Annotated in this window: 19 protein-coding genes and 4 tRNA genes; 15 read left to right on the top strand and 8 right to left on the bottom strand. The window is 54.8% G+C overall.

Features of this window, described 5'->3' with window-relative positions:
• Window positions 1-8: 8 nt before the first annotated feature.
• The 6 genes from wecG to ACMGGS_RS05235 all read left to right on the top strand — a co-directional run bounded on the left by wecG (window position 9) and on the right by ACMGGS_RS05235 (window position 2,995).
• Entirely contained in the window at window positions 9-749 is a 741-nt protein-coding gene (wecG, locus tag ACMGGS_RS05260) for a lipopolysaccharide N-acetylmannosaminouronosyltransferase (RefSeq protein ID WP_414165303.1), read from the top strand.
• 326 nt (window positions 750-1,075) lie between these two features.
• A complete protein-coding gene (thrP, locus tag ACMGGS_RS05255) occupies window positions 1,076-2,458 on the top strand; it encodes a bifunctional threonine/serine APC transporter ThrP (protein WP_414165302.1) in 1,383 nt (460 codons plus the stop codon).
• A 105-nt stretch (window positions 2,459-2,563) separates the two neighbouring features.
• Window positions 2,564-2,640 (top strand) — tRNA-Arg (locus ACMGGS_RS05250).
• Between the two features lie 54 nt (window positions 2,641-2,694).
• Window positions 2,695-2,770, top strand: a tRNA-His gene (locus ACMGGS_RS05245).
• 24 nt (window positions 2,771-2,794) lie between these two features.
• Window positions 2,795-2,880 (top strand) — tRNA-Leu (locus ACMGGS_RS05240).
• 38 nt (window positions 2,881-2,918) lie between these two features.
• Window positions 2,919-2,995: transfer RNA gene (locus ACMGGS_RS05235), tRNA-Pro, on the top strand.
• A 483-nt stretch (window positions 2,996-3,478) separates the two neighbouring features.
• Here ACMGGS_RS05235 and hemY read toward each other — a convergent pair.
• The 4 genes from hemY to hemC are packed head-to-tail and all read right to left on the bottom strand — an operon-like array spanning window position 3,479 to window position 7,550.
• Complete coding sequence (hemY, locus tag ACMGGS_RS05230) at window positions 3,479-4,675, bottom strand: protoheme IX biogenesis protein HemY (protein ID WP_414166202.1); 1,197 nt, start codon at window positions 4,673-4,675, stop codon at window positions 3,479-3,481.
• Between the two features lie 2 nt (window positions 4,676-4,677).
• A complete protein-coding gene (gene hemX, locus ACMGGS_RS05225) occupies window positions 4,678-5,850 on the bottom strand; it encodes a uroporphyrinogen-III C-methyltransferase (protein ID WP_414165301.1) in 1,173 nt (390 codons plus the stop codon).
• A gap of 21 nt (window positions 5,851-5,871) precedes the next feature.
• A complete protein-coding gene (hemD, locus tag ACMGGS_RS05220; RefSeq protein ID WP_414165300.1) occupies window positions 5,872-6,612 on the bottom strand; it encodes a uroporphyrinogen-III synthase in 741 nt (246 codons plus the stop codon).
• A complete protein-coding gene (gene hemC, locus ACMGGS_RS05215) occupies window positions 6,609-7,550 on the bottom strand; it encodes a hydroxymethylbilane synthase (protein WP_414165299.1) in 942 nt (313 codons plus the stop codon). Before hemC ends, hemD begins: the two co-directional genes overlap by 4 nt.
• A 317-nt stretch (window positions 7,551-7,867) precedes the next feature.
• On the opposite strand from hemC, the gene cyaA reads away from it, so the two are divergent.
• Entirely contained in the window at window positions 7,868-10,411 is a 2,544-nt protein-coding gene (gene cyaA, locus ACMGGS_RS05210; protein WP_414165298.1) for a class I adenylate cyclase, read from the top strand.
• Between the two features lie 311 nt (window positions 10,412-10,722).
• On the opposite strand, the gene cyaY is transcribed toward cyaA, so the two are convergent.
• The 3 genes from cyaY to ACMGGS_RS05195 all read right to left on the bottom strand — a co-directional run bounded on the left by cyaY (window position 10,723) and on the right by ACMGGS_RS05195 (window position 13,922).
• Entirely contained in the window at window positions 10,723-11,043 is a 321-nt protein-coding gene (cyaY, locus tag ACMGGS_RS05205) for an iron donor protein CyaY (protein ID WP_414165297.1), read from the bottom strand.
• Window positions 11,044-11,121: 78 nt separating this feature from the next.
• On the bottom strand, window positions 11,122-11,712 hold the full coding sequence (locus ACMGGS_RS05200; protein WP_414165296.1) for a phosphatase PAP2 family protein: 591 nt from the start codon (window positions 11,710-11,712) through the stop codon (window positions 11,122-11,124).
• Between the two features lie 212 nt (window positions 11,713-11,924).
• A complete protein-coding gene (locus ACMGGS_RS05195) occupies window positions 11,925-13,922 on the bottom strand; it encodes a hypothetical protein (RefSeq protein WP_414165295.1) in 1,998 nt (665 codons plus the stop codon).
• A 175-nt stretch (window positions 13,923-14,097) separates the two neighbouring features.
• Between ACMGGS_RS05195 and lptM the strand changes: the two genes are divergently transcribed.
• From lptM to corA, 8 genes are all read left to right on the top strand, one after another.
• Window positions 14,098-14,301, top strand: a complete 204-nt coding sequence (gene lptM / locus ACMGGS_RS05190) for an LPS translocon maturation chaperone LptM (protein ID WP_176917589.1) — start codon at window positions 14,098-14,100, stop codon at window positions 14,299-14,301.
• A gap of 36 nt (window positions 14,302-14,337) precedes the next feature.
• Window positions 14,338-15,162, top strand: coding sequence for a diaminopimelate epimerase (dapF, locus tag ACMGGS_RS05185; RefSeq protein WP_414165294.1), 825 nt, complete (start codon window positions 14,338-14,340; stop codon window positions 15,160-15,162).
• On the top strand, window positions 15,159-15,866 hold the full coding sequence (locus ACMGGS_RS05180) for a DUF484 domain-containing protein (protein ID WP_414165293.1): 708 nt from the start codon (window positions 15,159-15,161) through the stop codon (window positions 15,864-15,866). Before dapF ends, ACMGGS_RS05180 begins: the two co-directional genes overlap by 4 nt.
• Window positions 15,863-16,765, top strand: coding sequence for a tyrosine recombinase XerC (xerC, locus tag ACMGGS_RS05175; RefSeq protein ID WP_414165292.1), 903 nt, complete (start codon window positions 15,863-15,865; stop codon window positions 16,763-16,765). Before ACMGGS_RS05180 ends, xerC begins: the two co-directional genes overlap by 4 nt.
• Window positions 16,765-17,481 (top strand): 5-amino-6-(5-phospho-D-ribitylamino)uracil phosphatase YigB, encoded by a 717-nt coding sequence (yigB, locus tag ACMGGS_RS05170; protein WP_414165291.1) that lies wholly within the window; start codon window positions 16,765-16,767, stop codon window positions 17,479-17,481. Before xerC ends, yigB begins: the two co-directional genes overlap by 1 nt.
• Window positions 17,482-17,582: 101 nt before the next feature.
• Window positions 17,583-19,745 carry a DNA helicase II gene (uvrD, locus tag ACMGGS_RS05165; RefSeq protein ID WP_414165290.1) on the top strand — a complete coding sequence of 721 codons (2,163 nt, stop codon included), beginning with the start codon at window positions 17,583-17,585 and terminating at the stop codon, window positions 19,743-19,745.
• Window positions 19,746-19,893: 148 nt separating this feature from the next.
• Window positions 19,894-19,950: a YsgD/CorL family protein gene (gene ysgD, locus ACMGGS_RS05160; protein WP_212723238.1), complete on the top strand. Its 57-nt coding sequence runs from the start codon at window positions 19,894-19,896 to the stop codon at window positions 19,948-19,950.
• Window positions 19,951-20,102: 152 nt separating this feature from the next.
• Complete coding sequence (corA, locus tag ACMGGS_RS05155; protein WP_176917594.1) at window positions 20,103-21,053, top strand: magnesium/cobalt transporter CorA; 951 nt, start codon at window positions 20,103-20,105, stop codon at window positions 21,051-21,053.
• Between the two features lie 43 nt (window positions 21,054-21,096).
• Here corA and rarD read toward each other — a convergent pair whose 3' ends face one another.
• Window positions 21,097-21,990 (bottom strand): EamA family transporter RarD, encoded by an 894-nt coding sequence (gene rarD / locus ACMGGS_RS05150; protein ID WP_414165289.1) that lies wholly within the window; start codon window positions 21,988-21,990, stop codon window positions 21,097-21,099.
• Window positions 21,991-22,035: the final 45 nt, after the last annotated feature.

Genomic DNA, 22,035 nt, shown 5'->3' with positions numbered 1-22,035 from the left:
GGATACTCATGACGAATACAACGTCCGCTCCGTCTTATACTCTGCGTGGCCTGAAGCTCATTGGCTGGCGCGATATGCAGCATGCGCTGGATTATCTCTACGCTGACGGTGCGCTGCGCAGGGGAACGCTGGTTGCTATCAACGCGGAAAAAATGCTGGCGGTGGAAGACAACGCCGAGGTGCGCGGCCTGATTGAAGCGGCGGAATTCAAGTATGCCGATGGCATCAGCGTGGTGCGGTCGGTGCGTAAAAAATATCCTGATGCGCAGGTATCGCGGGTAGCCGGTGCGGATTTATGGGAAGCGCTGATGGCGCGGGCTGGTGCAGAAGGCACGCCGGTGTTTTTGCTCGGCGGCAAACCAGAAGTGCTAGCGCAGACGGAAGCGAAATTGCGCGGACAGTGGAACGTGAATATTGTCGGCAGTCAGGACGGTTATTTTACGCCCGAGCAGCGCCCGGCGCTGTTTGAGCGTATCCGCGACAGCGGGGCGAAAATTGTGACCGTTGCCATGGGGTCGCCGAAGCAGGAGATCCTGATGCGCGATTGCCGTCTGATCCATCCTGATGCGCTCTATATGGGCGTGGGCGGGACGTATGATGTCTTTACCGGGCACGTAAAACGCGCGCCGAAGGTGTGGCAGAATCTCGGGCTGGAGTGGCTCTATCGGCTGCTGTCTCAACCCAGCCGTATTAGCCGCCAGATCCGCCTGCTGCGTTATCTGAGCTGGCACTATACCGGCAAGATGTAACGCGGGTGCCTCTCTGCCGGGTGGCGGCTTCGCCTTACCCGGCCTACGCTTCATTGACTTATCAGTATCCCTGTAGGCCCGGTAAGCGCAGCGCCACCGGGCACGCAGCCAACAGCAGCCTCTGCGTTGTAATGTTGCCGAATTACGCTTCACTTACCGAACCTTCCTCCTGCCTGTTTATTGTGCAATACATTCACTTCTTTAATCCTTTATTTGCCATTTAACGAAAATTGTTAAACCATTCGTGCGCGTTGATGCGCATAAGAAATGTTTTTACTCATAAAAAGAACCGGCATCGCCCGGAAATTTGCAAGCACAGAGGATTTATGGCTGAGAAACAACCGGAGCTTCAGCGAGGACTGGAAGCCCGGCATATCGAACTTATCGCCCTTGGGGGCACTATCGGCGTGGGCCTGTTTATGGGCGCGGCAAGCACCCTCAAATGGGCCGGGCCGTCCGTTTTGCTGGCCTATATCATTGCGGGTCTGTTTGTCTTCTTCATCATGCGATCGATGGGCGAAATGCTCTTCCTTGAGCCGGTCACCGGTTCCTTCGCGGTCTACGCGCACCGCTATATGAGCCCGTTCTTTGGCTACCTCACCGCATGGTCGTACTGGTTTATGTGGATGGCGGTAGGCATCTCGGAAATTACCGCGATAGGCGTTTACGTCCAGTTCTGGTTCCCGGAGATGGCGCAGTGGATACCTGCGCTGATTGCTGTCGCGCTGGTGGCTATGGCAAACCTCGCCGCCGTGCGTCTGTACGGTGAGATTGAATTCTGGTTTGCGATGATCAAAGTCACCACCATCATCGTGATGATCGTGGTGGGGCTTGGCGTTATCTTCTTTGGTTTCGGTAACGGCGGTCATAGCATCGGCTTCGGCAATCTTACCCAGCATGGCGGTTTCTTTGCCGGCGGCTGGAAAGGCTTCCTGACGGCGCTGTGTATTGTTGTCGCCTCTTACCAGGGCGTGGAACTGATCGGCATTACCGCTGGCGAAGCGAAAAATCCGCAGGTCACGCTGCGCAGCGCGGTAGGCAAGGTGCTGTGGCGTATCCTGATTTTTTACGTCGGCGCGATCTTCGTTATTGTCACTATCTTCCCGTGGAATGAAATTGGTTCTAACGGCAGCCCGTTTGTTCTTACCTTCGCGAAGGTTGGCATTACCGCGGCCGCGGGTATCATCAACTTTGTCGTGTTGACCGCTGCGCTGTCCGGCTGCAACAGCGGGATGTACAGCTGCGGGCGTATGCTCTATGCGCTGGCAAAAAACCGTCAGTTGCCTGCTGCGATGGCGAAAGTGTCGCGTAACGGCGTGCCAGTTGCAGGCGTGGCGATATCTATCGTCATCTTGCTTATCGGTTCATGTCTGAATTACATCATTCCGAATCCGCAGCGCGTGTTTGTTTATGTCTATAGCGCCAGCGTGCTGCCAGGCATGGTGCCATGGTTTGTGATCCTGATTAGCCAGCTGCGTTTTCGCCGTGCGCATAAAGAGGCGATTGCCAGTCACCCGTTCCGTTCTGTGCTGTTCCCGTGGGCCAACTATCTGACGATGGCGTTCCTGATTTGCGTGTTAATCGGGATGGGTTTTAACGCCGATACGCGACTGTCGCTTTTTGTCGGGATTATTTTTATGGCTGCCGTGACGCTTATTTATAAGGTATTTGGCCTCAATCGCTTCAGTTCTGCGCAGAAAGTGAAGTAATAAGCGGCAAAGTGCGCAAAGCATAACCAAACGCGCATTTTATTTAAAAAGGCACTAGACAGAGGGGTGGGAAGTCCGTATTATCCACCCCCGCAACGGCGCTAAGCGCCCGTAGCTCAGCTGGATAGAGCGCTGCCCTCCGGAGGCAGAGGTCTCAGGTTCGAATCCTGTCGGGCGCACCATTAACCCGGTGCTGGAGCTGCGGTGGTTTTATACCGCGTAAAAAGATTTCAGTGGTGGCTGTAGCTCAGTTGGTAGAGTCCCGGATTGTGATTCCGGTTGTCGTGGGTTCGAGCCCCATCAGCCACCCCATTAGATTTAAGCGTTTTGTGGAATGCGAAGGTGGCGGAATTGGTAGACGCGCTAGCTTCAGGTGTTAGTGTCCTTACGGACGTGGGGGTTCAAGTCCCCCCCTCGCACCACTACTTAAATTGAACTAAAAAGTCAAAAAGCAGTACATCGGCGAGTAGCGCAGCTTGGTAGCGCAACTGGTTTGGGACCAGTGGGTCGGAGGTTCGAATCCTCTCTCGCCGACCAATTTTGAACCCCGCTTCGGCGGGGTTTTTTGTTTTCCGCATCTTTCTACGTTTCCGCGTTGATATCCTCCAACTTTCTTCTTTCGTCAGACGTTAATTGACTCTCTGTCCTGATTGCCTTTTTATACAACGCGTTTCGCTGTAACAGGCGATCCAGAATGCTCTGGATTTAACGCAGCGGGATGACAGGCGGATGAGCAGTGTGTAATAATCCTGTATGTAGATGCTCATTCCATCTCTTATGTTCGCCTTACGGCCTCATAAACCCAGGAATGATGCAGAGCCGTTTACGGTGCTTATCGTCCACCTGCCAGATGTCGCTTCGGCCTCATCAAACATCATGGACATAACGTTGAGTGAAGCACCCATTTATGTTGTCAAACAGACCTGTTTTAACGCCTGCTCTGGTTTCAGAGCAGGCGTTTTTTTATGGAAGACATCAGGAGTGTGCCCGGCAACGGTGCGCCGCCGGGCAGGGGAGGATTTACGGCTGCGGATTGTTTTGCAACGTCAGTAGCAGACCGTCACGGCGCATCGCCGCCGCTTCTTCCGGCTTATGTTGACGGTCGAGCGTATCAGCAAGCCACGCATAGTCAAACGCGTCAGGACGCTGTTTCAGCGCGGCGCGGAAGGCCAGGCTGGCTTCCTGCCACTCGCCATGTTTCATCAGTGACTGGCCCAGCGTACTCCATAACAGCGGACGGTCGCCCGCCGTTTTGATCTGCTGGCGGAGAATTTTCTCCAGTTGCTCAGGATTATTGGTCTTCAGACGCGGGATAAGCAACGTCAGACGGTCATCGTACTGGCGTTTTAAGCCGTCAATAATGATCTGCTGCGCGGTGTCATGATCGTTGCACTCGATTAAGTGATCGGCCATGGCGACCTGAAGCGGGATCTGGCGGCGTGTCTTGCGGCTCTGATTTTTCCACCAGTCTTTCAGACCTTCGCTGCCCTGATCGGCGCGCGCCTGATCCATCAGACCAATCCACGCCTGCTGCTCCAGCGCGGCACGATGTTCTTCATCGCCGACGTCGGCCTTCGCCATCGAAGGAATAATCTCCAGCAACGAACTCCATGCTCCGGTACGGATATAGGCCTGTTCGGCCAGACGCAGCACTTCCGGGTGGCGCGGCGCAACTTCCAGCAGACGGTCAACCTCACGGCGTGCCGCATGATTTTCATTACGCGCCAGATGCAGACGCGTGCGGGTGATATCGACCGGGATCACATCATTGCCCGCCAGCTCGGCGGCGCGCTCAAGATGTTGATTCGCTCGAGCTTCGTCACCACGTTGCTGTGCCGCTTCCGCTGCCAGCAAATAGTTCACCACCGGCTGCTCGGCGTGATCGGCATTTTTCGACATCAGCTTCTCGACCTGCTGATAATCGCCTTCCGCCAGTTTCAGCAGCGCCTGTTCGGTTTGTTTGCGCGCGCGGCGGCGTTTACGGCCGGTAAACCAGCCGCGGGTATGCGCGCCGGTACGCATGATGCGGCGCAGGAGCCACTCCACGGCAAACAGCACGACCATCGCAAGAACAAGGATGATCACCAGCCCCGTGACGCTGGTTTCAATATTGTAGTTATCCGTCTGGATCAGCACGTAGCCCTGATGCCCGGCGACAATCGGACCGAGCACAATACCCGCCAGCAGCAGTGCGAAGAGTAATAAGACCTTTATCATCATTACTCTCCTTGTGGCGCAGCGGCTGGGGCTGACTCAGCCGCCGCCGTAGGGGCAGATTCACCGGCCGCAGGCTGCGCCAGCAGGTTACGCACCCGCGTTTGCATCAGTTTTTCCAGAATCGGCTGGCTTTGCAGCGTTTCCGGCACGTCCATGGTGATGCTTTGCTGACTGAGTTGATCCAGTTCATCAAGGAACCCTTTGGTGGTCGCATCATCGGTATCGTAATAAGCACGCACCCAGGTGGAAACGTTATCCAGCGCCTGTTTGTACACCTCATCCTGATGACGCGGTACCGCCTGCGCCGCTACCAGCAGACGGGAACGAATGTTTTCCCGCAGGTAGACGTCCTGATTCGGGGCCAGCAGGGGAATAGCCGTTTCATCGCGGCGGCGGATGGTAATAAAGCTGTCCATAAAGCTCTGCCAGCTTTTTTTCAGGTTCGCGCGCCATTCACCAAGAGAGCTGGAAAGCTCTTCGCTGTCCGAATCCATCGGTGAATCATCGTCATTGCTGTCTGCCAGACGCAGGTTATCGATTTGGTTGGAGAGCTGATTCAGCTTGAGAATAATGCCGTCGTAATCCACCTGTGAGACAGCGGACAGGCTGGCGATATCGTCGGTAATTGCCCGGCGAGCGGTGATCAGACTCGGATCGTTCATATCCGCCAGGCTTGCATCGGCGCTTTTCAGCAGCGCGGCTGCCGTGGTGACGTCCTGATCGCTCCACAGCTTACGCCCGGCCAGTTTTACCAGGAAGTCGGACTGCGCCAGGAGCCAGGTTTTAGCATCGCTACCGGAAATAGTGGCTACTTTTTGCTGAACGTCATTAAGCTCTTTCGCCATTGCCGTTTGCTGACGTCCCGCGTCATCAAGCTGGGTCGCCTGTTTCTTAATAATGCCTTCCAGCTCGGTTTTTTGCGTCTCCTGCGCTTTTTGCAGCGCGGCGATCTGGTTTACCAGCGCATCATTGTTCGCCGTTTGCTTACCAGCCTGCTGTTTGCCCCAGCTATACAGACCGACGCCGGAAGCCAGTGCAATGGCGATGGCGACAACGCTAAGCACCAGCGCGGTGTTGGTTCTGCCTTTCTTCTCAGCTTTTTGTGGCTGTGGCGTGGTGTCCACGGCCTCCCTGGTCTCTTCAACCACGGCAGAGGAGGTTTGTTGTTCCGTCATTATGGCTTCCCATTATGAAATTTATTGTAATGCGCGCAGCAGCGCATCGTTGTCAGCGTTATCAGCGACCTGAATATCTTGCCAGCCCAGTTCCCGGGCGAGGTGCGCCAGACGCTCGCTGACGACCAGTAGCCGACAGCGGAGTAACCAGTGCTCACGATACCATTGGGGGATCAGACTCCAGAGCTGTTGCAACATCTCCCCGCTGGTTACCACCAGAGTGGTGACGCCACGATTTTGCCAGCGCATCGCTTCTTCCGCACCATCGTAATGTTTTGCACTACGTTGATAACATTCACAAAATATAACTTCAACACCCCGCTCCGTCAGCGTTTCCGCCAACAGTTCACGACCGCCGTTACCCCGCAGGATTAGCGCACGCCTGCCCGCAACGTTCTGTAATTCAGGTAATTGTAGCAATACTTCGCTAATTTCCCGATCTTGTGGATAGCGAATGTCGTATCCGCTCACGGTATGCAGCGCCAGCGCGGTGGTGCGGCCAATAGAAAAATAACGCGGCGCGGAGGGCCATGACGCGCCCTGACGTTGAATCTGCGCGTGGGCAAACTCCACCGCGTGTCGGGAGAGGGCAAACACCAGATCGTCGGCGGTCAGGCTGGAAAGGAGGGGGCTGAGCTTCGGCAGTTCGCGCCCCGGCATAAATTCAATCAGCGGAAAGCTCCAGGCCACCTGCCCAAGTGCGCACAGTCGGCTCACTAATGCTTCTCCTTGCGGAGCGGGACGGGTGACCAGAATGCTCATGCCGGTGATTCTCCTTTATAGACCTCGTCGAGGATCTCCCTCGCGCCGTTCGCCAGCAGTTCATCCGCCAGTGAAACGCCCATCTGCTCTGCTTCTTCCGGTTTGCCCCGACGTTCGCCGCGAACGACCTGTGAACCATCCGGCGCGCCGACCAGCGCCCGTAACCAGATTTCGCCATCCACTATTTCAGCATAGCTGCCAATTGGCACCTGACATCCCCCTTCGAGGCGGGTATTCATCGCGCGCTCCGCCTTGACCCGAATCGCAGTTTCGACGTGATTTAACGGCGCAAGCAGTTCGCGGGTGCGATCGTCATCCATTCGGCATTCAATCCCGACGGCACCCTGGCCGACCGCAGGCAGAGAGAGTTCTGGCGGCAGCGCCACGCGCACGCGTGATTCCAGGCCAAGCCGTTTTAACCCTGCGACGGCGAGGATAATGGCATCATACTCACCGTTATCCAGCTTGCTCAGACGCGTGCCCACGTTACCGCGCAGGGAACGGATAATGAGATCCGGGCGCAGTGCGGCTATCTGGCACTGGCGGCGTAAACTTGACGTCCCAACCACGCTGCCTGCAGGCAGCGCATCCAGAGAGTCGTGGTGATTCGAGACAAAGGCGTCGCGCGGGTCGTCGCGCTCGCAAATCGTCACCAGCCCCAGCCCCAGCGGAAACTCAACGGGGACATCTTTCATGGAATGGACGGCGATATCCGCGCGGTTATCCAGCAGCGCCAGTTCCAGTTCTTTAACGAACAGCCCTTTGCCGCCCACTTTTGCCAGTGGGGTATCAAGGATCACGTCGCCTTTTGTCACCATCGGAACCAGCTCAACGCTCAGTCCCGGATGGCAGGCCATCAGGCGATCTTTGACATAATGTGCCTGCCACAGCGCAAGCGGGCTTTGGCGCGTGGCAATTCTTAAAACATTGTCTAACATGCTTGTTACCGTCATTGTCATCTACGTCCCATCCTAACACTCTTGTCAGCGGGATGTCAGTTTTCGCGGGAAGGACGGAGGGAAGCGTAGCCCAGGATTTACACCCGGCAAACGATGCTACAATGGTATGTAGTGCTTCTTTCTTTACGGTCAATGCGCAAGGTGTTAGATTGATCACGTTTTAAGCCATTTGTTCGTCTGCATCACCAAATCAGAGGGACGACAAGCGGGGACGTTTATTTGAATTACTGAAACCTCCTGCTTTGAGCCGCCGTCGCTGCTCAGGGACTCAGGTTTCACACATCAGGCGATATGTCTTGTACCTCTATATTGAGACGTTAAAACAGAGACTGGATGCCATAAACCAACTGCGTGTCGATCGCGCGCTGGCTGCTATGGGGCCTGCTTTCCAGCAGGTTTACAGTCTACTGCCGACATTGCTGCATTATCACCATCCGCTGATGCCGGGTTACCTTGACGGTAACGTTCCCCAGGGCATCTGCTTTTACACGCCTGATGAAACCCAACGCCACTACCTTGATGAACTTGAACTGTACCGGGGCATGCCGCCGCAGGAAACGGCGAAAGGCGAACTGCCGATTACCGGCATCTACTCCATGGGCAGCACCTCATCGGTAGGGCAGAGCTGTTCCTCTGACCTTGATATCTGGGTGTGCCACCAGGCCTGGCTCGACAACGATGAGCGCCAGTTGCTGCAGCGTAAATGCAGCCTGCTTGAGTCCTGGGCTGCCTCATTAGGCGTTGAGGTCAGTTTCTTCCTGATTGATGAGAACCGTTTCCGCCATAACGAAAGCGGCAGCCTGGGTGGCGAAGACTGCGGTTCCACCCAGCATATCCTTCTGCTTGATGAATTTTACCGTACCGCCGTGCGCCTCGCGGGCAAGCGTATTCTGTGGAATATGGTGCCCGGCGACGAAGAAGAACATTACGATGATTACGTGATGACGCTCTATGCGCAGGGCGTGCTGACCCCGAACGAATGGCTGGATCTCGGCGGATTAAGCTCGCTTTCCGCTGAAGAGTATTTCGGTGCCAGTCTGTGGCAGCTTTATAAAAGCATCGATTCACCCTATAAAGCGGTGTTGAAAACCCTGCTGCTGGAGGCGTATTCGTGGGAGTATCCCGACACGCGCCTGCTGGCAAAAGACATTAAACAGCGTCTGCACGACGGGGAGATCGTCTCTTTTGGTCTCGACCCTTATTGCATGATGCTCGAACGGGTGACCACTTACCTTACGGCCATTGAAGACATGACGCGCCTTGATCTTGTGCGTCGATGTTTTTATTTAAAAGTCTGTGAAAAGCTTAGCCGGGAACGCGCCTGCGTCGGCTGGCGTCGTGAAGTGATCAGTCATTTAGTGAGCGAATGGGGATGGGACGAAAGCCGTCTCGCCATGCTGGATAACCGGGCTAACTGGAAAATCGACCAGGTGCGCGAAGCGCATAACGAACTGCTCGATGCCATGATGCAGAGCTACCGCAACCTTATCCGTTTTGCCCGCCGCAACAACCTCAGCGTTTCCGCCAGCCCGCAAGATATCGGCGTGCTGACGCGTAAACTGTACGCCGCTTTTGAAGCGTTGCCGGGTAAAGTAACGCTGGTTAACCCGCAAATCTCACCGGATCTCTCCGAGCCGAACCTGACCTTTATCCATGTGCCGCCGGGCCGTGCCAACCGCACCGGCTGGTATCTGTATAACCGTGCGCCAAACATGGAATCTATCGTCAGCCATCAGCCGCTGGAATATAACCGATACCTGAATAAACTGGTGGCCTGGGCGTGGTTTAACGGTCTTTTGACCTCACGTACCCACTTGTTTGTCAAAGGCAATGAGGTTGTCGATTTAGCGAAACTACAGGAGATGGTGGCGGAGGTTTCCCATCACTTCCCGCTGCGTCTGCCCGCCCCGACGCCGAAAGCGCTCTACAGCCCGTGTGAAATTCGCCATCTGGCGATTATCGTCAACCTTGAATATGACCCGACGGCGGCGTTCCGCAATCAGGTGGTTCACTTTGACTTCCGCAAGCTGGACGTCTTTAGCTTTGGCGAACAGCAAAACTGTCTGGTCGGCAGCGTCGATCTCCTCTACCGCAACTCGTGGAATGAGGTGCGTACTCTGCACTTCAATGGCGAGCAGGCGATGATCGAAGCGTTTAAAACCATCCTCGGCAAAATGCATCAGGATGCCGCGCCGCCGGATAGCGTTGACGTCTTCTGCTACAGCCAGCACCTGCGCGGCTTGATCCGCACCCGCGTGCAGCAACTGGTCTCCGAATGTATCGAACTGCGCCTCTCCAGCACCCGTCAGGAGACCGGACGCTTCAAAGCGCTGCGCGTGGCAGGCCAGACGTGGGGACTGTTCTTCGAACGCCTGAACGTTTCCGTGCAGAAGCTGGAAAACGCCATTGAGTTCTACGGCGCGATTTCCCATAACAAGTTACATGGTTTGTCGGTGCAGGTGGAGACCAATCAGGTCGAACTGCCAGCGGTAGTTGACGGTTTTGCCAGCGAAGGGATTATTCAGTTTTTCTTCGAGGGGACAAGCGACGACAACGGCTTTAACATTTATATACTCGACGAGAGCAACCGCGCCGAGGTTTATCATCACTGTGAAGGTAGCAAAGAAGAGCTGGTGCGCGACGTCAGCCGCTTCTACTCGTCGTCGCACGACCGTTTCACCTACGGCTCCAGCTTTATCAATTTCAACCTGCCGCAGTTCTATCAGATTGTGAAAATTGACGGTCGCGTGCAGGTCATTCCATTCCGCAACCAGCCGCTTACTATTCCGCCAGCTAATCAGGATAACGGCGCGCCGTTGTTACAGCAGTACTTCTCCTGATAGCGCTGTTTTGCCGGGTGGCGGCTGCGCCTTACCCGGCCTACAAAATCTGCTATATCAACGAGTTGCTCGTAACCTGTAGGCCCGGTAAGCGCAGCGCCACCGGGCAGGATCACAGCGGGAGCTTCAGCGTAATTTCGCCGGGTGGCGGCTGCGCCTTATCCGGCCTACAAAATCTGCTATATCAACGAGTTGCTCGTAACCTGTAGGCCCGGTAAGCGCAGCGCCACCGGGCAGAATCACAGCGGAAGCTTCAGCGTAATTTCGCCGGGTGGCGGCTGCGCCTTATCCGGCCTGCGCTCGTTTAACCTTTAACGAAAGCTCACCGTTTCACCCGCCTGTTGGCTTGCCGCCTGCTCCAGCAAATCCCAGAACGTTTCGCCGCTACGATCGCAAATCCACTCATCGCCTTTCAGATCGAAATGATAGCCGCCCTGCTTTGTCGCCAGCCACACCTGGTGCAGCGGTTCCTGACGATTGACGATGATTTTGCTGCCGTTTTCAAAAGTAATGGTCAACACACCGCCGTTAATTTCACAGTCGATATCGCTATCGCCATCCCAGTCATCCAGACGTTCTTCGATGGTTTGCCATAGCGCGTCGGCAAGGCGATGAAATTCACTGTCGTTCATGGTGACATCCCGTTGGTAAATGATGGCGAGAGTATACAGGAAAATCGCTGAGGTTAACGGCGCGCTATACGGCGTGGCTTACATCAGCCAGCCATAAACCTCATAAGCCGCCCAGCCCAGCGCTGCGCCAGCGGGAAGGTCCAGCAGGTAGTGCTGTTTGGTGAACGTACAGGAACAGGCAATCAGAAGCGGGAACAAAAATACCCACGGTCCCAGCGTGCCGAGCGCCAGCAGCGCGGTTAACGTGGCAACGGAGACATGCATACTCGGAAAGCAGTTTGATGAGTCGTCGAATTTTTGTACAAACAGCAGAAATTTCTCGGACCAGCTTTTGCCCGTATTGATCGTGCGCCAGTGTTCAGGCGTGGAAACCGGGAACAGACTGAAGAAAGCCATCTGCATCACCAGCAGAATGATGTAGGAAAAAATGATAATGATGAAGTGGTGTTCGTCGGTGACGATCCAGTTAATGTAGAGGATCGCCGGGTAGTAAAGAAAACTGTAAACCCATGACCATCCAGGCCAGAACGGGATTTTTTCATCAATTGAGGAGCTAAACTCACGCGCCTCTCTCAACATGTGCCGCTGGGTAAAAAAGTAGAACTGATACACTCCAACTATAATAATGCCGCTAAGTATCAAGTGGATAATATAATCGAGGGGTCTCATGAGTTATTCCTTTAACGAGTATGGCGTAATATCGGGACAGGCTATCCCGCATTTGAACGAATAGCGTTGGTTCGTGGCTGTTCTGTCATTCTCCGAATGGCACCGGGCGTATTGTCACTGTTATAGCCCGGCACCTTATGAGCACTGATAGATACAATGTTCAGGTTCAGCGTGCACTAGCGTAAATGCACAACATCATGAAAGTACACAGGTTATTTTAAGCATTCTTTTTTCTCTTTGATAATTAGAATGTCGTAGTTATGGATCTCCCGAACATTCTTTTCTTTTACGCGTGTTTTTTCAGGGCATGGCGAAGACGTTCTGGTGAGCTGGGAATCCGTCCAGGTATAAACATAACGATCGTCATAAGCGAAACGCTCGGTTGTTGTTAGCTGCCCGCTAATAGTTATAACCTGCACGTCTTGGGACCGACCATCGTTACGGATAAAATAAGCATGATCTTTACCGCCATTGAAATCGCGATTAATCTTTAAGTCAGCTTTATCCAGAGTGATAACATTAAGCTGATCCTCACCGAACGGCGATAAGGTCGCTATATATAAACGATTCTGATATTGCGCAATGCGTTCAGTAATGATGCGGAATTGTTTAGGATCCAGATCTGGCAATATCTCCCATGCACCCCATTGTGAATCGGGTGATAGCGCCTTGCGCCAGCGAACCGCTGTTTTACCTACATCAAACGTGTTTTCATTCATTTCCGGAGATATTTCGGCCGTTTCGGCGAAGGGCGGGCGTGGTATGCCTGTCGGAATAAAAGTACCATCCCTCATAAGTTCACCGTCCAGGAGACCACTTTTGAAGTCTGCCCAATAGCCGTACCGTGAGTGCATCGTCTGCCATATCACACGTACTGCTTTTGCATTGGGTGTCGGGTAGCGCCAGAGTTGTGCACCATCGAAAGCGTAAACGTAGCGGTCATCTCGTGCATACCATTTTTTGTAATGCGGGCTGTCGCTAAGATGGGACTCGCGTTCATCAGGTACGTGATAATCCATCAGGATTAACGGTCCTGAAGACTCGAAAATTTGCAATTCTTCACTTCTTGTGAGCAGATAACCATGGTTTCTCCCGGCGTTAAAGCGTTTATCGATTGTTAAGCCAGGTTTATCAAGGATTACCGTGTCCAGTCTGTTTTCGCCAAATTCCGTTTTCCTGATGACATACAACGTGTCCTGATACTGTGCCACCGTACCGTTTATTGGCTTGAATTGTTCCGGGTCGAGGCCGGGAATTTCTTCCTGCTCGCAGAGCGGGCCTTTACGCCAGAAAACGTTTTTCTCTGTCATACTAAATGCCGCACAGCGTTTGTTCGCTTGCTCGTCCCAATCCAGATTATCCTGGTTGAGAACATAACGGTGCAGGCCATTTTTATCCCGCCAGCTCAACAGCGAGCCGGGCATCCAGCGAACCACTGAAAAAGTGTCTGGATCAGCGTCCAGTTGTTCGCCATTGATCATGATTTTTGTGCGAGTGCGAGCCAACGTATCCCACGGCCCAAAAGGTGCGATAACACAAGGGTTAAACGTGGCGGAAAATTTTCCGCCCGTATCCCAGGATTTTTGTGCCAGCACGGTAAAACTGTCAGGATCGATAAGGCGTCGTCCGTTTACGTAGAGATAACGTCCGTCGCGCAAAATAAGTCCTAACCAATCCGGATTCCATGTGCCGTTGAAAACGACCTTACGCAACGTTTTCATATTTACACTTTCTTCACCACCGTTATCCTCCGTGCGTTCCCCTGCGTAATAGAGACTATCTTTATCTGCGGCGAAATTTCCAAAGGCGCGAAAGGTGGCAACATCTACCGGTGGCTTATTAGGCGGATTGCGTACAATCTGACCTGCGTAAACAATGTACCGCCCATCGCTATGGTAAGAATAATGTTCTTGCCGGGAATGCGCGCCTGCTCTGACATAATCGGTCGCCAGATCCGTCAGCGGCGGGATTTCCTCCCACTCTTCCATTTGTGCAGGATCGATAGAGAAATCAGGCAAACGGCGCAGATGCCGGAAGTTAACCTCTGCAAGCGGCAGGTTGCGGCCTTTATTATCGTTGGGCTGGATATAGATAACGCCTTTCCCTTGCTGCTGATAGGCGTTGTTTGGTGGATCATATACTCTGCACCCCCACGCCGCAGGTACCGCTAACGCCAGAGAAAAAGCATAAAGAAGATTTCTGTTCATCACCGTGTCATCCTGACTACCGGGTAAGAGGGTTAATAAATTAGTAGAGCATATCTTCCAGCGCCTTCTTACTCTAACTGCGTTACAACGCCGCTTTTCGGATTTTATAAAGACTTGCTTTTACCTCTTCTCCTGCGATGATAGACAACAGAAAGCATGAACTTACAGGCAACCCTCAATGAAAAACGTTTTCTGTTCGCTGGCCGTTCTTATCACACTCTTTAGCCTGACGGGCTGTGGTCTGAAAGGGCCGCTCTATTTTCCGCCCGCTGATGAAAAAGCGCCGCCGCCGACGAAGAAGGTCGAACCACAAACGCAAAGCGCCACGCCAGATCGTAACGATCGCGCGACGGATGAAGGCCCTTCTCAGGTTGATTACTGATCGTTTCTTTCTGTACCCGCGCACATGGAGCAGATAATGCAGTTCTCAAAAATGCACGGCCTTGGCAACGATTTTATGGTCGTCGACGCGGTGACGCAGAATCTCTTTTTCTCACCAGAACTCATCCGCCGTCTGGCGGACAGGCATCTGGGGGTAGGTTTCGATCAACTGCTGGTAGTAGAACCGCCTTACGATCCCGATCTCGATTTCCACTATCGCATCTTCAACGCCGACGGTAGCGAAGTGGCGCAGTGTGGCAACGGCGCGCGCTGCTTTGCCCGGTTTGTGCGCCTGAAAGGACTGACTAATAAGCGCGATATCCGTGTCAGCACGGCTAACGGCAGAATGGTGCTGAGCGTGACCGAAGATGAGCTGGTGCGGGTGAATATGGGCGAGCCGAATTTTGAGCCGTCGCAGGTGCCGTTCCGCGCCAACAAAGCGGAAAAGACCTATATTATGCGCGCGTCGGAGCAAACCATACTCTGCGGCGTGGTCTCAATGGGAAATCCCCATTGTGTGATTCAGGTCGATGATGTCGCCACCGCTGCGGTGGAAACGCTGGGGCCGATCATGGAAAATCATGAACGCTTCCCGGAACGGGCAAACGTTGGTTTTATGCAGGTGGTGAGCCGCGAGCACATCCGCCTGCGCGTCTATGAACGCGGTGCGGGCGAGACGCAAGCCTGCGGCAGCGGTGCCTGTGGCGCGGTTGCCGTGGGGATCTTACAGGGGTTACTGGCAGAAGAGGTCCGCGTTGAATTACCTGGCGGGCGTCTTGATATTGGCTGGAAAGGTTCGGGTCATCCGCTGTTTATGACCGGCCCGGCGACACATGTTTACGACGGATTTATCCATTTATGAAACAGATTGGGGAAGAGCAACTGGATACGCCAGCCGTGCTGGATGACAGCATCGTAGCGGACTATCTGCTGCAACATCCTGAATTTTTCATTCGTAATGCCTGCCTTGTAGAGCAGATGCAGGTGCCGCACCCGGTGCGCGGTGCCGTATCGCTGGTCGAGTGGCATATGGTGCGCGCGCGTAATTATATCACTCAGATGGAAGATGATATGACGCTGCTGATGGAGCAGGCCAGCGCCAACGAAAGCCTGTTCCATCGTTTGTTGAACTTACAAAATCGTCTGGCGGCGGCCGACAGTCTGGAAGAGATGTTAAATCGTCTCCACCGCTGGGCGCGCGAGCTGGGTCTGGCGGGGGCGACTATTCGCCTGTTCCCGGATCGCTGGCGCATCGGCGCACCGTCGCGTTTTACCCATTTAGCGCTCAGCCGCCAGGTTTTTGAGCCGCTGCGCATTCAGCGCCTGGGGCAGGGAAATCATTACCTCGGGACGTTGAATGGACCAGAACTGCTGGTAGCATTGCCTGAGGCGAAAGCCATCGGATCGGTGGCGCTATCGCTGCTGGGCCGCGAGGGCGATCTGGGCGTGATGATTTTTAGCAGCCGCGATCCGCATCATTATGAATCGGGACAGGGCACGCAACTACTCCAGGAAATCGCCCTCATGCTCCCCGGCCTGCTTGAACGCTGGATCGAACGCGTATGAGCGACTCCCCGCTGTACGAGGCGGTGGCGCGTTTCCTGCGCTACCTCAGCGTTGAGCGCCAGCTAAGCCCCGTCACGCTGCTTAATTATCAACGTCAGCTTGACGCCATTATCGCCCTTGCCGATGACGCCGGGCTGAAACAGTGGTCGCAGTGCGACGCCGCGATGGTGCGTAACCTGGCGGTTCGCAGCCGCCGCAAAGGTCTTGGCCCTACGAGCCTCGCGCTGCGCCTTTCCGCGCTGCGTAGCTTTTTCGACTGGCAGATTAGCCAGGGAGAGCTGAAAGCGAATCCGGCAAAAGGTATCTCAACGCCAAAAGCGCCGCGCCATCTGCCGAAAAATATTGACGTCGACGATGTGAATCGCCTGCTGGATATCGATTTAAACGATCCGCTGGCGGTGCGCGATCGGGCGATGCTGGAAGTGATGTACGGCGCAGGGCTGCGTCTCTCCGAACTGGTGGGTCTGGATCTTAAGCATCTGGATCTCGATAGTGGTGAAGTGTGGGTCATGGGTAAAGGCAGCAAAGAGCGCCGTCTGCCTGTCGGACGCAACGCAAAGGCCTGGATTGAACACTGGCTTGATCTGCGCGGATTGTTTGGCAATGATGAGGATGCGCTGTTTTTATCGAAGCTCGGCAAGCGTATCTCGGCGCGAAATGTGCAGAAGCGTTTCGCCGAATGGGGCATTAAACAGGGGCTGAACAGCCATGTTCATCCGCACAAGCTGCGCCACTCCTTCGCCACGCATATGCTGGAGTCGAGCGGCGATCTGCGCGGCGTTCAGGAATTGCTCGGCCACGCGAACCTTTCGACAACCCAAATCTATACCCATCTCGATTTTCAACACCTTGCCTCAGTGTATGACGCGGCGCATCCGCGCGCCAAACGGGGGAAATAATGCGCTTTTACCGACCGCTGGGCCTTATTTCAGCGCTGACCTTTGATCTCGACGACACGCTTTACGATAACCGCCCGGTGATCCTGCGTACCGAGGAAGAGACGCTGAAATTTTTACGCAACTACCATCCGTCGCTGGTGGCGCTGGAAAACAGTGATTTTCAGCGTTTGCGCCAGGCGCTGCGTAAGGCGGAACCTGAAATTTACCATGACGTCACCGAATGGCGGCGTCGCGCCGTTGAGCAGGCGATGCTGGATGCCGGGTTAAGCCGGGAGGAAGCCGCCGCGGGTGCGGAGGCGGCAATGGTCAATTTTGCGACCTGGCGCAGCCGTATTGATGTGCCGCAGGCCACCCACGACACGCTGACCGCGCTGGCGGAAAAATGGCCGCTGGTGGCGATCACCAACGGTAATGCCCAGCCGGAACGGTTCGGCCTTAACGATTATTTTAAATTTGTACTGCGCGCCGGGCCGGATGGGCGTTCCAAGCCTTACCACGATATGTACCATCTGGCGGCGGAGCGGCTGGATCTTCCCCTCGGTGAGATTCTGCACGTTGGGGACGATTTGACTACTGATGTCGCGGGGGCCATCCGTTGCGGTATGCAGGCCTGCTGGATCAAACCGGAAAACGCCGATCTGATGCAGGCCACCGACAGCCGCCTGTTACCGCATATCGAAATTTCCCGGTTGGCATCCCTCTCGACGCTGATATAATCACCAGCAGTATTGTATAAATCACCAGGGTTTTCCTGGTCGACTAAGCGAAACGCCCCGGCGCGTTTCGTGGTTTTCCTGTTTTCAACGCGGCGGTGCCAATGGACGTTTCTTACCTGCTCGATAGCCTTAATGACAAACAGCGCGATGCCGTAGCCGCGACGCGCAGCAACATGCTGGTGCTGGCAGGCGCGGGCAGTGGTAAGACGCGTGTGCTGGTGCACCGTATCGCGTGGCTGTTGAGCGTAGAAAATTGCTCGCCCTATTCTATTATGGCTGTGACCTTTACTAACAAAGCGGCAGCCGAGATGCGCCACCGTATTGGTCAACTGATGGGTACCAGCCAGGGCGGAATGTGGGTAGGGACGTTTCACGGGCTGGCGCACCGCCTGCTGCGCGCGCACCATCTGGATGCAGGGCTGCCACAAGATTTCCAGATCCTCGACAGCGAAGACCAGCTACGTCTGCTTAAACGTCTTATCAAAGCAATGAATCTGGATGAGAAGCAGTGGCCGCCGCGTCAGGCGATGTGGTACATCAACGGCCAGAAAGACGAAGGGCTGCGCCCGCACCATATCCAGAGCTACGGCAACCCGGTCGAGCAGACCTGGCAGAAGGTCTATCAGGCCTACCAGGAAGCCTGCGATCGCGCCGGGCTGGTAGACTTTGCCGAACTGCTGCTGCGCGCGCACGAGCTGTGGCTTAACAAGCCGCACATTCTTCAGCACTACCGCGAGCGCTTTACCAATATCCTGGTGGATGAATTCCAGGATACCAACAACATTCAGTACGCGTGGATCCGCCTGTTGGCGGGCGATACCGGCAAGGTGATGATCGTCGGCGATGACGATCAGTCCATCTACGGCTGGCGCGGGGCGCAGGTAGAAAACATCCAGCGCTTCCTCAACGACTTTCCCGGCGCGCAGACTATCCGTCTGGAGCAAAACTACCGTTCTACCAGCAACATTCTCAGCGCGGCTAACGCCCTGATTGAAAACAATAACGGTCGGTTGGGCAAAAAGCTGTGGACCGACGGCAGCGAAGGCGAGCCGATTTCGCTGTACTGCGCCTTTAACGAGCTGGATGAAGCGCGCTTTGTGGTGAACCGCATCAAAACCTGGCAGGAGAACGGCGGCGCGCTGGAGCATTGCGCCATTCTCTACCGTAGCAACGCCCAGTCGCGCGTGCTGGAAGAGGCATTATTGCAGGTAAGCATGCCGTACCGGATCTACGGCGGCATGCGATTCTTTGAACGTCAGGAAATCAAGGATGCCCTTTCCTATCTGCGCCTGATCGCTAACCGTAATGACGATGCGGCGTTCGAGCGCGTGGTCAACACGCCGACGCGCGGCATTGGTGACCGCACGCTGGACGTGGTGCGCCAGGCGTCACGCGAGCGTCAGCTTACGCTATGGCAGGCGTGCCGTGAACTCTTGCAGGAAAAAGCCCTCGCCGGGCGTGCGGCCAGCGCGTTACAGCGCTTTATGGAACTGATCGACGCCCTGGCGCAGGAAACCGCCGATATGCCGCTCCACGTCCAGACCGACCGGGTGATCAAAGACTCCGGTCTGCGAATGATGTACGAGCAGGAGAAAGGCGAAAAGGGCCAGACGCGTATCGAAAACTTAGAAGAACTGGTGACGGCGACGCGCCAGTTTAGCTACAACGACGAAGACGAAGATCTGATGCCGCTTCAGGCGTTCCTTTCCCACGCCGCGCTGGAGGCAGGCGAAGGGCAGGCGGACACCTGGCAGGATGCCGTTCAGTTGATGACCCTGCACTCCGCCAAAGGGCTGGAGTTCCCGCAGGTGTTTATCGTCGGTGTCGAAGAAGGCATGTTCCCCAGCCAAATGTCGCTGGATGAAGGCGGACGTCTGGAAGAGGAACGTCGTCTTGCCTACGTTGGCGTCACGCGCGCCATGCAAAAGCTCACCATGACCTACGCCGAAACGCGCCGTCTGTATGGCAAAGAGGTTTACCACCGTCCATCGCGCTTTATCGGTGAACTGCCTGAGGAATGTGTGGAAGAGGTGCGCCTGCGCGCCAGTATCAGCCGCCCGGTCAACCATCAGCGGATGGGCACGCCTATTTCCGAAAATGATACCGGCTACAAGCTGGGCCAGCGCGTTCGCCATGCAAAATTCGGCGAAGGCACCATCGTGAACCTTGAAGGCAGCGGCGAACACAGCCGTTTGCAGGTCGCCTTCCAGGGACAGGGGATCAAATGGCTGGTCGCAGCATATGCGAAACTGGAAACAGTGTAACCTTAAGAAAAATATCATTATTTTGCAATATTCTGCTAGCCTTAATGACGGAGGGGCAATTATTGCTCGTTGGCGTCCCGTTGCGTGTTGACGGCAAATTTCTGCTGGCGTAACATGCGCGCACGATTACGCTAAGAGGACATTCGCCTTGGACACACCCAGTAGATACTGGCTCATTATCCTGTCATCCAGGATCAACTCCTAAGGCTATCCCTTTTTGCTGATAGCCTTAGCGGTTGTCAGCGACTTCTCTTGTTTCCCGTCGCGCTGAGTCAGGCTGTTTAATGGTCTGAAACCCAATTGTTTCTGTGTGCCCACCGAACTGTCCGATAATTTTTTGCATTGGGAGTCCCGGTCATGCTGAGCGCATTTCAACTGGAAAACAATCGTCTGATTCGTCTTGAAGCTGATGAAATCAATCACCTTGCCAGTTCGGTATGGGTTGATTTAGTCGAGCCGGACGATGAAGAACGACACCGTGTGCAAATGGATTTGGGTCAGAATCTGGCCACCCGCCCCGAACTGGAAGACATCGAGGCATCGGCACGTTTTTTTGAAGACGAAGACGGCCTGCATATTCACTCCTTTTTCTTCTTCGAAGATGCAGAAGATCACGCCGGTAACTCCACCGTGGCTTTCACCATCCGTGAAGGCCGCCTGTTTACCCTGCGTGAGCGTGAGCTGCCCGCGTTTCGTTTATACCGTATGCGCGCCCGTAGTCAGGAGATGGTGGATGGCAACGCTTACGAGCTGCTGCTGGATCTGTTTGAAACCAAAATCGAACAGCTGGCGGATGAAATCGAAAACATCTACAGTGACCTGGAAAAACTCAGCCGGGTGATCATGGAAGGCCATCAGGGCGACGAATACGATGAAGCGCTTTCCACGCTGGCTGAGCTGGAAGATATCGGCTGGAAAGTCCGCCTGTGTCTGATGGATACCCAGCGTGCGCTGAACTTCCTGGTGCGCAAAGCGCGTCTACCGGGGGGGCAACTGGAGCAGGCGCGTGAGATCCTGCGCGATATCGAATCCCTGCTGCCGCACAACGAATCCCTGTTTCAGAAAGTGAACTTCCTGATGCAGGCGGCGATGGGCTTTATCAACATCGAGCAGAACCGCATCATCAAGATCTTCTCGGTGGTCTCCGTGGTATTTCTGCCGCCGACGCTGGTCGCTTCCAGCTATGGGATGAACTTTGAGTTTATGCCGGAGCTGAAATGGAGCTTTGGCTATCCGGGAGCGATTATCTTTATGATCCTCGCAGGGCTGGCTCCGTATCTGTACTTTAAACGCAAAAACTGGCTGTAGGTTTTCTGCCGGATGGCGCTTCGCTTATCCGGCAATTTGTCAGCTATCTACGACGTCCCCGTCGCTGCGTATAAATCGCATCCATCACAAACACCGCCAGCGCAACCCAGATAAAAGCGAATGTTACCATCTTATCTGCGCCCGGATGCTCGTCATAAAACACCACCGCCAGCAGAAACATCAGCGTCGGACCAATATACTGGAAAAAGCCCAGCGTAGAGAGCCGCAGGCGGGTCGCTGCGCCGGTAAAGCACAGCAGCGGGATGGTCGTCACGATACCCGCGGCGATCAGCAGCAGGTTCAATGACCATGTGTTTTGCCCCATATGACTGGTCGCGCTGTCGGCGATGCCAAACAGCCAGATGGCCGCTACCGGCAACAGCCAGAGTGTTTCAACCAGCATGCCGGTTTGTGCATCCACGGCGATTTTTTTACGCACCAGACCGTAAAAGGCAAAGCTGAAGGCCAGGCCGAGGGCGATCAATGGCAGCGAACCGAAGGTCCAGAGCTGCACCAGCACGCCGCAGGCGGCGAGGATCACTGCCAGCCACTGCATCCGGCGAAAACGCTCGCCGAGAAAAATCATTCCCAGCACGATATTCACCAGCGGGTTAATAAAGTAGCCGAGGCTCGCTTCGAGCATGTGATGATTATTCACCGCCCAGATAAACAGCAGCCAGTTGCCGCCGATCAGCACGGCGGAAAGCGCCAGCAGAAAGATTTTTTTCGGCGTCGCCAGCAGTTTTTTGACCTGCGTCCACTGACGGCTAATGCTGATCAGCGCCAGCATAAAAAAGAATGACCAGATCACGCGGTGGGTCAGAATTTCGTTGGCCGGAACGTAGTAAATCAGCTTGAAGTAGGCGGGAGCGATGCCCCAAATAAAATAGGCAGCAAGGGCGAGCAACACTCCTTGCCGCGTTTGTTTAGCATCCATCGGAAAAACTCGTTACAAAAAAGTAACCCCAGTCTACCCGAATTT

This window comes from Superficieibacter sp. BNK-5 (assembly GCF_047456055.1).
Lineage (GTDB): Bacteria > Pseudomonadota > Gammaproteobacteria > Enterobacterales > Enterobacteriaceae > Superficieibacter.
Note: the sequence above shows the minus strand (reverse complement) of the source record. Positions and strands in the feature narration are given on the sequence as shown.

Coding starts and splice junctions, on each gene's coding strand:
- wecG (WP_414165303.1), top strand. CDS start 9: ATGACGAATACAACGTCCGCTCCGTCTTATACTCTGCGTGGCCTGAAG.
- thrP (WP_414165302.1), top strand. CDS start 1,076: ATGGCTGAGAAACAACCGGAGCTTCAGCGAGGACTGGAAGCCCGGCAT.
- hemY (WP_414166202.1), bottom strand. CDS start 4,675: ATGATAAAGGTCTTATTACTCTTCGCACTGCTGCTGGCGGGTATTGTG.
- hemX (WP_414165301.1), bottom strand. CDS start 5,850: ATGACGGAACAACAAACCTCCTCTGCCGTGGTTGAAGAGACCAGGGAG.
- hemD (WP_414165300.1), bottom strand. CDS start 6,612: ATGAGCATTCTGGTCACCCGTCCCGCTCCGCAAGGAGAAGCATTAGTG.
- hemC (WP_414165299.1), bottom strand. CDS start 7,550: ATGTTAGACAATGTTTTAAGAATTGCCACGCGCCAAAGCCCGCTTGCG.
- cyaY (WP_414165297.1), bottom strand. CDS start 11,043: ATGAACGACAGTGAATTTCATCGCCTTGCCGACGCGCTATGGCAAACC.
- ACMGGS_RS05200 (WP_414165296.1), bottom strand. CDS start 11,712: ATGAGACCCCTCGATTATATTATCCACTTGATACTTAGCGGCATTATT.
- lptM (WP_176917589.1), top strand. CDS start 14,098: ATGAAAAACGTTTTCTGTTCGCTGGCCGTTCTTATCACACTCTTTAGC.
- dapF (WP_414165294.1), top strand. CDS start 14,338: ATGCAGTTCTCAAAAATGCACGGCCTTGGCAACGATTTTATGGTCGTC.
- ACMGGS_RS05180 (WP_414165293.1), top strand. CDS start 15,159: ATGAAACAGATTGGGGAAGAGCAACTGGATACGCCAGCCGTGCTGGAT.
- xerC (WP_414165292.1), top strand. CDS start 15,863: ATGAGCGACTCCCCGCTGTACGAGGCGGTGGCGCGTTTCCTGCGCTAC.
- yigB (WP_414165291.1), top strand. CDS start 16,765: ATGCGCTTTTACCGACCGCTGGGCCTTATTTCAGCGCTGACCTTTGAT.
- uvrD (WP_414165290.1), top strand. CDS start 17,583: ATGGACGTTTCTTACCTGCTCGATAGCCTTAATGACAAACAGCGCGAT.
- corA (WP_176917594.1), top strand. CDS start 20,103: ATGCTGAGCGCATTTCAACTGGAAAACAATCGTCTGATTCGTCTTGAA.
- rarD (WP_414165289.1), bottom strand. CDS start 21,990: ATGGATGCTAAACAAACGCGGCAAGGAGTGTTGCTCGCCCTTGCTGCC.